This is a genomic window from Sphingopyxis sp., from assembly GCF_035944815.1.
Classification (GTDB): domain Bacteria; phylum Pseudomonadota; class Alphaproteobacteria; order Sphingomonadales; family Sphingomonadaceae; genus Sphingopyxis.
Window position 1 is genome coordinate 39,058 of the sequence record NZ_DASZAU010000012.1, and the last position, 12,967, is coordinate 52,024.

Sequence of the window (12,967 nt, forward strand, 5' to 3'; positions counted from 1 at the left end):
AAAAGGGCGCCCGCTTGGGCGCCCTTTTTCAATCCGGCGCCAAGTCGTTACCGCCAATAGCGCTCGAACCGGCTGCCTAGCCCGGTGAGCAGTTCATATTGCGACAGCCCGCTCGCTGCCGACGCCGTCGGCAGGTCATAGTCGAGACCGATCCAGTCGCCCTCGCCGATCGCGCCCGCTCCGCTCACGTCGAACGCGATCAGGTCCATCGACACGCGGCCGACAAGCGGAATCGCGCGCGTCTGCCACGTCGCGCCGGCACCGGTTCCCGCGTGGCAGCGCAAATAGCCATCGGCGTATCCCATATTGGCGACAGCGATCCGACAATCGCGTTGCGCCGTCCATGTCGCGCCATAACCGACCGTCTCGCCCGCGCGCACGCTCCGCACTTGCAGAACCCGCGCCTCGGGAAACACGACCTGGCGAATATGCCCCGCCGCCTCGCCGCGCGGGGTACCGCCATAAAGCGCCAGCCCCGGACGCGTAAGATCGAACGCATAGTCGGCGCCAAGACAGACGCCCGCACTGTTCGCGAGGCTGTAACGCCGCGCCGGAATGGTCTGCCTCAATGCGCAAAACGCCGCGAGCTGGCGGCCATTCTGCTCGCTATCCTCATCGGCCGAGGCTAGATGGCTGAGCAACGTTTCGATCGCCAGCCCGTCGAGCGCGCCGCTCGTCGCCTCTTCGGGGCGGAGGCCAAGCCGGCTCATCCCGGTGTCGACCATCACATCGCACGGCCGCCCTTCCCCCGCCTCGCGCCAGCGGCGGACCTGTTCGATACTGCCGAGCACGGGGCGCGCGGGGATGGTGCGGGCGGCGACCATGTCGTCGGCGCCGACGCCGTGCAGCACCGACAGCGATACGCCCCGCGGCAGCGGCATCAGCGCCGCCGCCTCGATCCAGGTCGCGACGAAGAAATCGCGGCAGCCCGCGGCCGCCAGATGCTGCATCACCGCGCGCGCGCCGAGCCCGTAACCGTCGGCCTTGATCGCTGCGCCGCACGCCGCGCCGCCGCTTTGCGCGGCAAGCCAGCGCCAGTTGGCAACCAGCGCATCGGACATCAGGCGAAGACGGAGCGGCGAAGGGATGGCAATCATGCGCTTGCCCTAGACGGCTTCGCGCGCCGCGCCAATGGGGCCGATCGGCTTAGCTTGCCGGCTTGTCCCACTGCCCCTCGACCGGGTCCTTCAGCATGAAGGCGGTGACGAGGAAGGCGACCAGTACGACGCCCCATGTATACCAGAGCCCCGCATAGGCGTTTCCGGTCTTTGCGACGATGAAGCTCGCGATCAAAGGCAGGAAACCGCCGAAATAGCCGGTGCCGATATGATAGGGGATCGATAGCGACGAATAGCGCACATGCGGCGGGAACATTTCGGAAAGCAATGCCGCGACCGGCCCATAGGTGAAACCCGACAGCGCGCTGAGGCCGAGCAGCGCAAGGAAGATGATGACGATGCTGCCGGCGTCGGGGACCTGTTTCGCGAAATCATAGCCCAAGGCTTCCAGCGCCGGCTGGAGCAGCGCCGGATCCTCGCTCGCGACCTCGCGCTCGCCGATCCGGATCTTGACGCTGTCGAAACCGCCGTCGGTCTGGACGACCGTGTAGGGCACACCGAGCTTGGTCAACTCGCCCAGCGTCCGCCCGCAGGCGGTTTCCTGTTTCTGCGCGAACGGATCGAAGCTGCATCGCGAACCCGTGACCGTCACCGGCGCGCGCTCGGCCGCGGCCGACAGCGCCGGATTGCCGACGCTGCCCATCCACCAGAACAGCGGGAAGAGCAGCACGAGCGTCGCGGCATAGCCCCAGACGATCGGCTTCTTGCGTCCGATCCGGTCCGACAGGCGCCCGGCCCAGATGAAAAAGCCCATCCCGACCGCCGCAGCGCAGCCGACGATGATTTCGGCGGCGGTATCCTCGACCTTCATCGGGCCTTTCAGGAAGGACAAGCCCGAGAACATCGCCGTGTACCAGATCACGGTCAGCCCCGCCGCGATACCGAACAGCGCGATGAAGATGCGGCGGAGATTGCCGGGATAGGTGAAGCTTTCCTTGAGCGGGTTCTTGGCCAGTTCGCCCTCGGCCTTCATCGCCTGGAACACCGGGCTTTCGGACAGTTTGAGACGCATCCACAGCGAGATGGCGAGCAGGATCAGCGAAAGCAGGAACGGCACGCGCCATCCCCAGCTCTCCCACACGGCATCGGGCATCAATGCCTTGCAGCCGAGCACGACGATCAGGCTGAGCACGAAACCGCCGACGACGCTCGCCTGGATGAAGCTGGTATAGAAACCGCGCTTTCCGGGCGGCGAATGTTCGGCGACATAGACCGCCGCACCGCCATATTCGCCGCCGAGCGCGAGGCCCTGCAGCACGCGGAGCAGGATGACGATGATCGGCGCGACGATGCCGATCGACGCCGCCGACGGGATCATGCCCACGCCCGCGGTGGCGATGCCCATCAGCGTGACGGTGACGAGGAAGGTATATTTGCGCCCCAGCCGGTCGCCGAGAAAGCCGAACAGCACCGCGCCGAGCGGGCGGAAACCGAAACCGACCGCGAAGCCCGCCCAGACGAGCAGGATTTCGAGCGTCGCATTGTCGCTGGGGAAGAAGGCCTTGCCGATGATCGCCGCGAGCGTGCCGTAGATGAAGAAATCATACCATTCGAACACCGTGCCCGCCGACGATGCGGCGATGACCATGCGAATGTCTTTCGCGGTCGGTTCGTAAACGGCCCCGTTTCCGGCGGCGGCACTCTCGGTCATATACTCTCCCCCGCCCCGGTTTGCATGGGGCTTTCGCTCTTCTCTACCGGGCAAGCGCCGCCGCGCAAGCCTTCTTGGCGTAGCGTCATTCCGGTGGCAGGATACCGCCCATGCAGTTCATCGACCTTTCGATCCCGATCACCAACGACGTCGTCTCCGACCCGCCGGTGATGCGCCCCAACATCACCTATATGACCCATGAAAATACGTGGGAGCAGATCGCGATGTTCTTCCCCGGCCTGACGCGCGAGGATTTGCCCGACGGCGAAGGCTGGGCGGTCGAGATGCTGTCGCTGAGCACGCACAACGGCACGCATATGGATGCGCCCTGGCATTATCATTCGACGACCGACAGCGGCGCCTCGCCTGCCCCGTCGATCGACGAGGCGCCGCTCGACCTGTTCTTTCGCCCCGGCGTGAAACTCGACTTTTCGGACCGCCCGCACGGCCATGTCGTCAGCGGCGCCGAGGTAGAGGCTGAACTCGCGCGGATCGGCCACGACCTCCAGCCGCTCGACATCGTGCTTGTCCAGTCGGGCGCGATCTACGGCACCGACAACTTCACCGATCAGGGCTGCGGCATGGGCGCCGAGGCGACGCTCTACCTCACCGAGCGCGGCGTTCAGGTCGTCGGCACCGACGCGTGGAGCTGGGACGCGCCGTTCAGCCACACCGCAAAACGCTGGGCCGAAACGCGCGACCCGTCGATCATCTGGGAAGGCCATAAGGCGGGGCGCATCAGGCCCTATTACCAGATCGAGAAGCTGACTAATCTCGCCGCGATCCCCGCGACGGGCTTCACCTTCAGCTGCTTCCCGGTGAAGATCGAGCGCGCGAGCGCGGGGTGGATCAGGGCGGTGGCGCTGGTGGACGGCTAAACCAAACGATTGTTCCAGCCGGTTGCGGACATTGAAGCTCGACCGTATCGTCGCGACATGAATGCGCCGGCGCCTATTCCACAACACCCGAACCTGGTGGCTGCGCTTGAAAAACTATATGATGTTTTCTCGGCGCCGCCGCCCCCCGTTATAGAAGGCTGCCCCTGCTGCATCGACACGCGCGGTGTCGATGTCCTGCTGAGCACGCCATTGCGGGAGTTGAGCGGAAAGGTGCTCTGGCGGTACATTACCGGTGCTTATCTCACCGTGGGGGGCGACCGCGATTTTCGCTACCTGTTGCCGCGCATTTTTGACCTTTCCGCATTTTCGCCTTTCGAGATTCCAGACACGGAGATTGTGCTCGGGAAACTCGCGCGTGCCCGCTGGACCACATGGGAAACGCTCGAAAGAGAAGCCGTGTGGCAGTTTGTCGATGCGTGGTTCGATTACGCGCTTGAGCAGGATTTGAGGGACGGGGCAGAGGGCTGGCTCGTCGGCAGCCGGGCGGAGAGTATATTATGCGGTGCAGCTTACGCCGGGATGCCCTTGTCCGGCTGGCTGGCACGGCTTCTTGAGCCTCGCGCCGCGCCGCTGTTGGCCGACCTGGTCGAGCGCTATCCGAATGGCATGTCCGCATTCTGGGAAGATGCTCCGGGCGGGCTTGAGCAACTGTCGCCCATTCTGGCGCGAGGGTCGGCTTAGCCGCGCTCCCGCCCTAGCGAGCCCTTCGTCAGAACAGGCGCGACCCGTTCGGTACCGCGCGGTCGGGCGCGAACAGGATCACCGCACCCTCTTCGTCGGCGAACCCCAGCGTCAAAACTTCGGACATATATTTACCGATCTGGCGCGGCGGGAAGTTGACGACCGCGGCGACCTGCCGCCCCGCCAGTTCTTCCAGCGCATAACGGTCGACGATCTGCGCGCTGCTCTTCTTCACCCCGATCGCCGGACCGAAGTCGATCTTCAGCTTGAACGCGGGCTTGCGCGCCTCGGGAAAGGGCTCGGCCTCGACGATGGTGCCGATGCGGATGTCGACGCGGAGGAAATCGTCGAAGCCGATCGCCTCCGCTGCCGGTGCATCCTGATCGTGATTGACGTGCAAGGCGTTACTCCATCTCCAAAATCACCGCGTCGACGGCCAAGCTATCGCCCTGCGCAGCGTTGACCGTCTTCACGACCCCCGATTTTTCGGCGCGGAGGATATTTTCCATCTTCATCGCCTCGACCGTCGCGAGCGGCTGGCCGGCCTCGACCTTGTCGCCCTCGCCCACATGCAGCGTGACGAGCAGGCCCGGCATCGGGCAGATGAGGAATTTCGACAGATCGGGCGGGATCTTTTCGATCATATGCCGGGTCAGCGATGCGATATGCCAGGGCAGCACGCGCACGTCGTGGATATGCCCGCGCGTCGTCATCTTCCAACCGGTGCGCGTCTTCAGGGCTTTCACCGCTAGTTCGGTCCCGTCGATCTCGGCAACCACCAGCCGGTCGCCCGGCGTATATTCGAGCGCGATGTCGATCTTGTCGCCTTCGACCTTGATATGCTTCGCGCCGATCTTGACCTTGTGCGGCGTGCCGTCGATCGACACCTGCCACTTCGCGGGCGGTTCGAGCCGGTCGCCGAGCTGGCCGTCGGTCCGCCGCGCGCGGTCGGCCTCGGCGCTCGCCATGAAGCCGGCGATGGCGGCGAGTGCGCACGAAATCTTCGCGTCGGTCGGCGCGCCGTGGAAACCCTCGGGATATTCCTCCGCGATAAAGCCCGTCGTCAGCTCGCCCGAGCGGAAACGCGGGTGCTGCATGATCGCCGAGACGAAATCGATATTGTGGCCGAGCCCTTCGAGTTCGAAACGGTCGAGCGCCGCGATCTGCAGGTCGGCGGCTTCGTCGCGTGTCGCGCCCCATGTCACCAGCTTGGCGATCATCGGGTCGTAGAAGATCGACACTTCGCCGCCCTCTTCCACGCCCGCGTCGACGCGCACGCCATCCACCCCGCGCTCGTCGCCTTCCCACGCCGGAACCGGCGTGCGGTAGCGGACGAGGCGTCCGGTCGAGGGCAGGAAGCCGCGGTACGGGTCTTCGGCATAGACGCGGTTCTCGATCGCCCAGCCGTCGATCTTCACATCGTCCTGCGTCATCTCGAGCTTTTCGCCCGCGGCGACGCGGATCATCTGCTCGACCAGGTCGATGCCGGTGATCGCCTCGGTCACCGGATGCTCGACCTGCAGCCGCGTGTTCATTTCGAGGAAGTAGAAGCTTTCGCCCGTCGGGTCGGCGCCCGAGACGATCAGCTCGACCGTGCCCGCGCTGTAATAGCCGACCGCCTTCGCGAGTGCGACGCACTGCTCGCCCATCGCCTTGCGCATTTCGGGCGACACGAAAGGCGACGGCGCCTCTTCCACGACCTTCTGATGGCGGCGCTGGATGCTGCATTCGCGCTCGTTCAAATAGAGCGTGTTGCCGTGCTGGTCGCCGAGGATCTGGATCTCGATGTGCCGCGGGTTCAAAATGAACTTCTCGATGAATACCCGGTCGTCGCCGAAGCTGTTCAGCCCCTCGCGCTTCGTCGCCTCGAAGCCTTCACGGACGTCCTTTTCGTCATAGGCGAGGCGCATGCCCTTGCCGCCGCCGCCCGCCGACGCCTTCATCATCACCGGATAGCCGATCTCGTTCGAAATCTCGACCGCATGCTCGGTATCGCGGATCTCGCCGACGAAGCCGGGGACGACGTTGACCCCCGCTTCCTTCGCAAGCTTCTTCGACTCGATCTTGTCGCCCATCGCGGCGATCGCATTCACCGGCGGGCCGATGAAGGCGATATTTTCCTTCGCCAGCGCCTCGGCGAAGCTCGTGCGCTCCGACAGGAAGCCATAGCCCGGATGCACCGCTTCGGCGCCAGTCGCCTTGCACGCGGCGATGATCTTGTCGGCGATCAGATAGGATTCGGACGCAGGCGAGGCGCCGATATGCACCGCCTCGTCGGCCATCTGCACAAAGGGCGCGCGCGCGTCGGCGTCCGAATAGACGGCGACGGTCGCGATGCCCATGCGCCGCGCGGTCTTGATGACGCGGCAGGCGATTTCACCGCGGTTGGCGATCAGGATCTTCTTGAACATGGCTCTTCCATCTCGATTTCAGATTGTTTTAAAACTGCTTCCAATTCTGCGCTTCTTTTTGCCTGGCGCAGGCCGCGATCAGGTGCGGATCTTTCGGCGCGGCGCATTTCGCCGCGATTCTAGCCAAGACGTCATCCTGAAAGGCCTTTGCCTCGGCGTCAGACATGGTGTCGGGCCCAATGCGATCCCCTTGGAAAAAGCTGGCCGGCCCGATATTCAGCGGATATTCGCCGGAAGGGACAATCTCGTGCATGAATTTTTGCCAGACGGAATTGCGCGTCTCGAGAATTTCCCCCGTAGGCTTATCGTTGACGCAGAGTGAGACGAGCCCGACACCTTCGGGCAATTCTGAAACATCGATCGCACGGAAGGCATTTCCCTTGCCATCCGACAGCAAGAAATATGGCGACAGTTCCGGCTCGACCGCACCATTTTTCGCATTTTTTCTATACCCGTACGGGCAACGGCTATGGCGCCCGACTATGCCATTTCTGGACAATTGATCGAGCCAGTTACTTCCATTTTTGTCGGTCAGTAAAAGCGTCATATCGCCGCTTTTCATACGAACCGTGGGCGCGATGGATTGGCCGATCCTGCTGGATGATCGGGAAACACGGAGAAGAAACGGCCACGGAAAATCCCAGGTGAGCTCATTCCATCTCGTCTCATCCGAAATGATCGCGGTACTCACGGCCTTTTCCCGGCCATCTTCCTTCATCGTCAAAACAAGCCACCCGGATGACGAATATTCGCCTTCATCCTTCAAGGCGGGATCGTTTCGGACACAGCCGGCAAGGGCGACGGCGCCCAACAAAAGCAGAAGGCCCCGCCTCACCCTCAATATTCCTCAATCAGCTCTTTAAGCTGCTTGGTGCGGGCGTCGGTCAGTTGGGCCTTGCACCCGCTGATCACCATCGGCTCGGCCGACCCTCCCCGCATCGTGTACCCCTCGCTCGCGCAATGCTTGTCGCGGTACGTCAGCCACGCGCGCTGCCCGGCGAGCAGTGTATCGAAATAGCCGGGGCGACCGTCCTGCGTGCTGTCGAAATCGGTGTCGATGACCTTCATGCGCGCCGAGGTAATCTTCCACTGCGCGTTCATCGCCGCGTCGGCGTGCTCATACTCCTTATAGGCGCAGGCATTGAGTTCGAACTGCGCCATGGCATTGCCGCAGTCGATCTCGGGGTCCTGCGCAGCCGCAGCGAGCAGCATCAACGACATCAACATCATTCGTCCATCTCCTTCGCCGCCGGCTCGGCCCGATAGATTTTCGACACCTGCCGGGCCCACAGCAGCATCAGCGCCAGCGCGCCGACCCACAGCATATTCTCGGCCCACAACGGCGACGCCGTGCCGCCCTCGGCGCCGATCCGCACCCCCTGCATCCGGTTTGCCGTATAGCCGCACGCGCAGGACGCGGGCAGCAATAGCAGCGACGTGAGCAGGGCCAGGAACGGCTTGCGCGTCACTATTCGGCCGCTTCCATCCGCATCGGCTCTTCGCTCGTCATCGGCACGATCCCGAGCTTCGCGAACAGCGCCGCGTCGGCATTGTCGCCGCGGTTGCCGGTGGTGAGCAGCTTGTCGCCGGTGAAGATGCTGTTCGCGCCCGCCATGAAGCACAAAGCCTGCGTCGCTTCCGACATGCTCTCGCGGCCCGCCGACAGGCGGACCATCGACTTCGGCATCGTGATGCGCGCGACCGCGATCGTGCGGACGAATTCGATATCGTCGATCTTCGCGAGCGGCGTGTCCGCCAGCATGTCGCCGAGCACGGTGCCCTTCACCGGCACCAGCGCGTTGACCGGCACGCTTTCGGGATGGCGTTCGAGCGTCGCGAGCGCGTGGATGAAACCGACGCGGTCGGTGCGCGTCTCACCCAGCCCGACGATCCCGCCCGAACAGACGTTGATCCCCGCATTGCGGACTTCCTCAAGCGTGTCGAGGCGATCCTGAAACGTCCGCGTCGAGATGATATTCTCGTAATTCTCAGGGCTCGTGTCGATATTATGGTTGTAATAGTCGAGCCCCGCGACCGCGAGCGTCTGCGCCTGTTCCTTCGTCAGCATGCCCAGCGTCATGCAGGTTTCCATGCCCATCTGGCGCACGCCCTCGATCATCTCGACGATCGCGGGCATGTCGCGGTCCTTGGGGTTGCGCCACGCAGCGCCCATGCAGAAACGCTTCGATCCCGAATCCTTCGCCTGTGCCGCCGATTGCAGCACCGCGCGCACGTCCATCAGCTTGGTGGCCTTGAGGCCGCTATCGGCGCTCTTCGACTGCGAGCAATAGCCGCAATCCTCGACGCAGCCGCCGGTCTTGATCGACAGAAGCGTGCAAAGCTGAACCTCGCCGCGCGCATGGTAACGGCGGTGGACGCCCTGCGCCTCCCACATCAGTTCGTCGAACGGCAGGTCGAACAGTTCGGCGATTTCCTCGCGCGTCCAGTCGGTGCGCGGCTGGTCGTCCTGTTCGGCGGTGTGGGAGAGGTTCATGGATTTCGACCCTTTTTGTTATTTGCAGAAGCGCGTCAGCGCGGCGCTATAGAATTCGAACGGCGGAGTCTCGCCCGCCAGCGGTTCGTAACCACCGTCGGCCCACGCGCGGCGGTCGGCATAGGGCACCGTCACCTCGCGGCGGTCGGCGTCACTGCCATAGACGCCGGTGCTGTAGAGCGTCAGGTCGATATCGGCTTCGGGATCGTCGCAGTTGAGGCGGATGATGCCCTTGTTCACGAACTTGTCGCTCGTCTCGAAATAGACATCGCGCCAGGGGCCCTTCGCGCTCTCCAGGCGCGCGAACCAGTCGGTGAAATAGACGTCGTCGATCTGTTGGCGATAGACATGCTCGACACTTATGTCGGGGCGATATTCGCTCGCGCGGCTTTCCGCCTCGGCGGCAACCGACGGACTGGCCGCCAGTCCGGCCAATATCAGGCCCAGTGCTCGGATCATGCGGCATCCTCCAATGGCGGCATATTATGGCCGAGCAGGCGCAGCACATCGGCAGCGCACTCGACGACGTTCGAGCCGGGACCATAAATCCCCTGCACCCCCGCATCGCGGAGATAGTCATAATCCTGCGGCGGGATGACCCCGCCCGCGATGACCTTGATGTCGTTGCGGCCGGCATCGCGAAGCTTGTTGATCAGTTCGGGGATCAGCGTCTTGTGACCGGCGGCAAGGCTCGACGCCCCGACGACGTCGACCCCGCTGTCGAGCGCCAGCACGACGGTTTCCTCGGGCGTCTGGAACAGCGGCCCCGACACGACATCGAAGCCCATGTCGCCGAACGCCGAGGCGATCACGTTCGCGCCGCGGTCGTGCCCATCCTGCCCCATCTTGGCGACGAGCAGTTTCGGCTTGCGGCCCATCCGGCGCTCGACCGCCGCGACGCCGTCGAGCACCTGCTGCCAGCGCGCATCGCCCTCGTAAGGCGCGGCATAGACGCCCTTCACCGGCGTCGGCTGAGTGCCATAGCGGTCGAAGCTTTCCTCCATCGCCGACGAGATTTCGCCGAGCGTCGCGCGGGCGCGGGCGGCTTCCACAGCATGCGCGAGCAGGTTATTCTCGATCGACTGCTCGCCCGCCGCCGCATCGCGCAACGCCTTCAGCGCCGCCTGGCACGCGGCTTCGTCGCGGCGCGCCTTGGTCTTGTTGATCCGCGCGATCTGCGCCTCGCGGACCTTCGTATTGTCGACTTCCAGCGTTTCGAGCAGATCCTCGTTCGCGAGGCGATATTTGTTCACCCCGACGATCACATCGTCGCCGCGGTCGACGCGCGCCTGCCGCGCGGCAGCGGCGGTTTCGATCATCGCCTTGGGCCAGCCGGCGGCGACCGCCTTTGCCATGCCGCCTTCCTTCTCTACGCGCTCGATGATCTCCCACGCCTTGTCGACCAATTCCTGCGTCAGCGCCTCGACATAGTAAGAGCCGCCGAGCGGATCGACGACCTTGGTCATCCCGGTTTCTTCCTGGATGACGATCTGGGTGTTGCGTGCGATGCGCGCCGAGAAGTCGGTCGGCAGCGCGATCGCCTCGTCGAGCGCGTTGGTGTGCAGCGACTGAGTGCCGCCGAGCATCGCCGCCATCGCCTCGATCGTGGTGCGCATGACGTTGTTGTAGGGGTCCTGCTCGGTCAGCGAGACGCCCGACGTCTGGCAGTGCGTGCGCAGCATCTTGCTGCGCTCGTCCTTGGCACCAAGGTTGGTCATCACACGGTGCCAAAGCACGCGCGCGGCGCGCAGCTTCGCAATCTCCATGAAGAAGTTCATGCCGATCGCGAAGAAGAAGCTGAGGCGCCCGGCGAACTTGTCGATGTCGAGCCCCGATGCGACGCCATAGCGCACATATTCGGCGCCGTCGGCGATGGTGAAGGCGAGCTCCTGCACCTGCGTCGCGCCGGCTTCCTGCATATGGTAGCCCGAAATCGAGATGCTGTTGAACTTCGGCATCTCGCGGCTGGTGTAGCCGAAGATGTCCGAGATGATCCGCATGCTCGGCTCGGGCGGGTAGATGTAGGTGTTGCGGACCATGAACTCTTTGAGGATGTCGTTCTGGATGGTCCCGTCGAGCAGCTTGCGCTCGACCCCCTGCTCCTCGCCCGCGACGATGAAGAAGGCGAGGATCGGGATCACCGCCCCGTTCATCGTCATCGACACCGACATCTGGTCGAGCGGGATGCCGTCGAACAATATCTTCATATCCTCGACGCTGTCGATCGCGACCCCCGCCTTGCCGACGTCGCCGACGACGCGCGGATGGTCGCTGTCATAACCGCGGTGCGTAGCAAGGTCGAAGGCGACGCTGAGGCCCTTTTGCCCTGCGGCGAGGTTGCGGCGATAGAAAGCGTTCGATTCCTCGGCGGTCGAAAAGCCCGCATATTGCCGGACCGTCCACGGCCGCCCCGCATACATCGACGCGCGCACCCCGCGCGTGAAGGGCGCGAAGCCGGGCAGGCCCGGATCGGTGGTGACATCTTCGGCCGAATAGAGCGGCTTGACGTCGATCCCCTCGGGCGTCGCCCAGGTCAGGTCCTTGCCCTTCACTTCCTTGTCGGCGGCGGCAGCCCATTGGTCGAGGGTCGGTTTGTCGGTCATATGCAGTCTCTACGTTGTGATCCCCGGCGAAAGCCGGGGCCTCGTGCAGTCATGGGCCCCGGCTTTCGCCGGGGTACACAAATCAATGATCGCCCTTCGGCGTCTCCATAATCTCGGTCAGCACCCCGCCCATATCCTTGGGGTGGAGGAAGAAGATCAGCGTCCCATGCGCCCCGATCCGCGGCTCGCCGAGCACCCGCTTGCCCATCGCTTCAAACTCCGCCTTGGCGGCATGGATGTCGGGAACCTCGTAGCACATATGATGCTGCCCTCCTGCGGGGTTCTTTTGCAGGAAAGCCGCGATCGATGCATTGCCGGGCAATGGTTCGATCAGCTCGATTTGTGTGCCGTTCAGCGCGCCATCGGCGCCCGGCGTATCGACGAAGCAGACCTTCACGCCTTGCTCGGGCAGGTCGAACGGCTCGTGAATCTTCGTCGCACCCATCACGTCGCGGTAAAAGGCAATGCTGTCGGCGATCGACGGCGTTGCAACGCCGATATGGTTGAGGCGGCCTAGTTTCATGATGTTATCCTAGCCATTCTTCTTTCCAGCCCTCGCTGGACGGAACGTCCTTTATCAATATGCCAGGCAGCGGCCCTCGCATCTCGATCGGAAGGAATTTTCGAGCGACTTCACCAAATCTCTGTCCGAGTTTTTCAAACTCGTTCGGCCAGAGGTCACGGTCATAATCGAACGAATACTCCTTTCGCTGATATCCTTCGCCAAACCATCTTTCCCTGATGTATTCGATCAGATCGAAATGCTCCAGCGCTTCCGAAACGTAGTCGGTATTTTGGTTATTGTTCAATTCGTCCCGGTCCTGGTCAGTCTCTAGGTAGAAATCAGGTGAAGCTTTCCAGAATATCATCAACGCGGTCGCGGCATCGCAATTTTGCCGCGATACGATCCATTGCAAAACAACGGGTTCGACATAGTCCCAATTTCCGTAGTGCGCGATGACATGCCAGTCGTTGGGACCCGACCGATCACGCAGCCATGTCAGCCGATAGTCGTCCTCCGGGTCATGTACCGCAAGCGCCCTCTGTTGGGTGAGGTATGTATCCAACTTCGCATCGAAGTCGCGGCAGATAGGAGGCGCCTTCACGTCA

General features: G+C 63.4%; 14 protein-coding genes. 2 read left to right on the forward strand and 12 right to left on the reverse strand.

All coding sequences use genetic code 11. The features are described from left to right. Nucleotides 1-47: 47 nt before the first annotated feature. Both alr and VGU00_RS16880 read right to left on the reverse strand, forming a co-directional pair. Nucleotides 48-1,097 carry an alanine racemase gene (gene alr, locus VGU00_RS16875; protein ID WP_327470593.1) on the reverse strand — a complete coding sequence of 350 codons (1,050 nt, stop codon included), beginning with the start codon at nt 1,095-1,097 and terminating at the stop codon, nt 48-50. A 49-nt stretch (nt 1,098-1,146) separates the two neighbouring features. Continuing rightward, complete coding sequence (locus VGU00_RS16880; protein WP_327470594.1) at nt 1,147-2,769, reverse strand: MFS transporter; 1,623 nt, start codon at nt 2,767-2,769, stop codon at nt 1,147-1,149. A gap of 110 nt (nt 2,770-2,879) precedes the next feature. Here VGU00_RS16880 and VGU00_RS16885 point away from each other — a divergent pair, with 110 nt between their 5' ends. Both VGU00_RS16885 and VGU00_RS16890 read left to right on the forward strand, forming a co-directional pair. Beyond that, complete coding sequence (locus tag VGU00_RS16885; protein WP_327470596.1) at nt 2,880-3,647, forward strand: cyclase family protein; 768 nt, start codon at nt 2,880-2,882, stop codon at nt 3,645-3,647. Nucleotides 3,648-3,743: 96 nt separating this feature from the next. Further along, nucleotides 3,744-4,349, forward strand: a complete 606-nt coding sequence (locus VGU00_RS16890; protein WP_327470598.1) for a hypothetical protein — start codon at nt 3,744-3,746, stop codon at nt 4,347-4,349. Between the two features lie 28 nt (nt 4,350-4,377). Here the strand turns inward: VGU00_RS16890 and VGU00_RS16895 are convergent, their stop codons facing one another. The 10 genes from VGU00_RS16895 to VGU00_RS16940 all read right to left on the reverse strand — a co-directional run bounded on the left by VGU00_RS16895 (nt 4,378) and on the right by VGU00_RS16940 (nt 12,963). Beyond that, nucleotides 4,378-4,749 (reverse strand): tRNA-binding protein, encoded by a 372-nt coding sequence (locus VGU00_RS16895; RefSeq protein ID WP_327470600.1) that lies wholly within the window; start codon nt 4,747-4,749, stop codon nt 4,378-4,380. 4 nt (nt 4,750-4,753) lie between these two features. Beyond that, nucleotides 4,754-6,760: an acetyl/propionyl/methylcrotonyl-CoA carboxylase subunit alpha gene (locus tag VGU00_RS16900; protein ID WP_327470602.1), complete on the reverse strand. Its 2,007-nt coding sequence runs from the start codon at nt 6,758-6,760 to the stop codon at nt 4,754-4,756. A gap of 28 nt (nt 6,761-6,788) precedes the next feature. Continuing rightward, nucleotides 6,789-7,571, reverse strand: a complete 783-nt coding sequence (locus VGU00_RS16905; protein WP_327470604.1) for a hypothetical protein — start codon at nt 7,569-7,571, stop codon at nt 6,789-6,791. Between the two features lie 26 nt (nt 7,572-7,597). After that, on the reverse strand, nt 7,598-7,990 hold the full coding sequence (locus VGU00_RS16910) for a lysozyme inhibitor LprI family protein (protein ID WP_327470606.1): 393 nt from the start codon (nt 7,988-7,990) through the stop codon (nt 7,598-7,600). Then, the gene (locus tag VGU00_RS16915) at nt 7,987-8,229 is read right to left on the reverse strand and encodes a hypothetical protein (protein WP_327470608.1); all 243 of its coding nucleotides are present in this window, start codon (nt 8,227-8,229) and stop codon (nt 7,987-7,989) included. The genes VGU00_RS16910 and VGU00_RS16915 overlap by 4 nt, the downstream gene beginning before the upstream one ends. Then, a complete protein-coding gene (bioB, locus tag VGU00_RS16920; protein WP_327470610.1) occupies nt 8,229-9,254 on the reverse strand; it encodes a biotin synthase BioB in 1,026 nt (341 codons plus the stop codon). The genes VGU00_RS16915 and bioB overlap by 1 nt, the downstream gene beginning before the upstream one ends. 18 nt (nt 9,255-9,272) lie before the next feature. Then, nucleotides 9,273-9,713, reverse strand: coding sequence for a hypothetical protein (locus VGU00_RS16925; protein ID WP_327470612.1), 441 nt, complete (start codon nt 9,711-9,713; stop codon nt 9,273-9,275). Continuing rightward, nucleotides 9,710-11,857, reverse strand: coding sequence for a methylmalonyl-CoA mutase (gene scpA, locus VGU00_RS16930; protein ID WP_327470614.1), 2,148 nt, complete (start codon nt 11,855-11,857; stop codon nt 9,710-9,712). Before scpA ends, VGU00_RS16925 begins: the two co-directional genes overlap by 4 nt. An 82-nt stretch (nt 11,858-11,939) precedes the next feature. Beyond that, the gene (gene mce / locus VGU00_RS16935; protein ID WP_327470616.1) at nt 11,940-12,380 is read right to left on the reverse strand and encodes a methylmalonyl-CoA epimerase; all 441 of its coding nucleotides are present in this window, start codon (nt 12,378-12,380) and stop codon (nt 11,940-11,942) included. Nucleotides 12,381-12,384: 4 nt separating this feature from the next. Next, the gene (locus VGU00_RS16940) at nt 12,385-12,963 is read right to left on the reverse strand and encodes a DUF4274 domain-containing protein (RefSeq protein WP_327470618.1); all 579 of its coding nucleotides are present in this window, start codon (nt 12,961-12,963) and stop codon (nt 12,385-12,387) included. Nucleotides 12,964-12,967: the final 4 nt, after the last annotated feature.

What these genes read in the sequence shown, in the direction of transcription:
- alr (WP_327470593.1), bottom strand. Translation starts at nt 1,097, where the DNA reads ATGATTGCCATCCCTTCGCCGCTCCGTCTTCGCCTGATGTCCGATGCG.
- VGU00_RS16880 (WP_327470594.1), bottom strand. Translation starts at nt 2,769, where the DNA reads ATGACCGAGAGTGCCGCCGCCGGAAACGGGGCCGTTTACGAACCGACC.
- VGU00_RS16885 (WP_327470596.1), top strand. Translation starts at nt 2,880, where the DNA reads ATGCAGTTCATCGACCTTTCGATCCCGATCACCAACGACGTCGTCTCC.
- VGU00_RS16900 (WP_327470602.1), bottom strand. Translation starts at nt 6,760, where the DNA reads ATGTTCAAGAAGATCCTGATCGCCAACCGCGGTGAAATCGCCTGCCGC.
- VGU00_RS16910 (WP_327470606.1), bottom strand. Translation starts at nt 7,990, where the DNA reads ATGATGTTGATGTCGTTGATGCTGCTCGCTGCGGCTGCGCAGGACCCC.
- bioB (WP_327470610.1), bottom strand. Translation starts at nt 9,254, where the DNA reads ATGAACCTCTCCCACACCGCCGAACAGGACGACCAGCCGCGCACCGAC.
- VGU00_RS16925 (WP_327470612.1), bottom strand. Translation starts at nt 9,713, where the DNA reads ATGATCCGAGCACTGGGCCTGATATTGGCCGGACTGGCGGCCAGTCCG.
- scpA (WP_327470614.1), bottom strand. Translation starts at nt 11,857, where the DNA reads ATGACCGACAAACCGACCCTCGACCAATGGGCTGCCGCCGCCGACAAG.
- mce (WP_327470616.1), bottom strand. Translation starts at nt 12,380, where the DNA reads ATGAAACTAGGCCGCCTCAACCATATCGGCGTTGCAACGCCGTCGATC.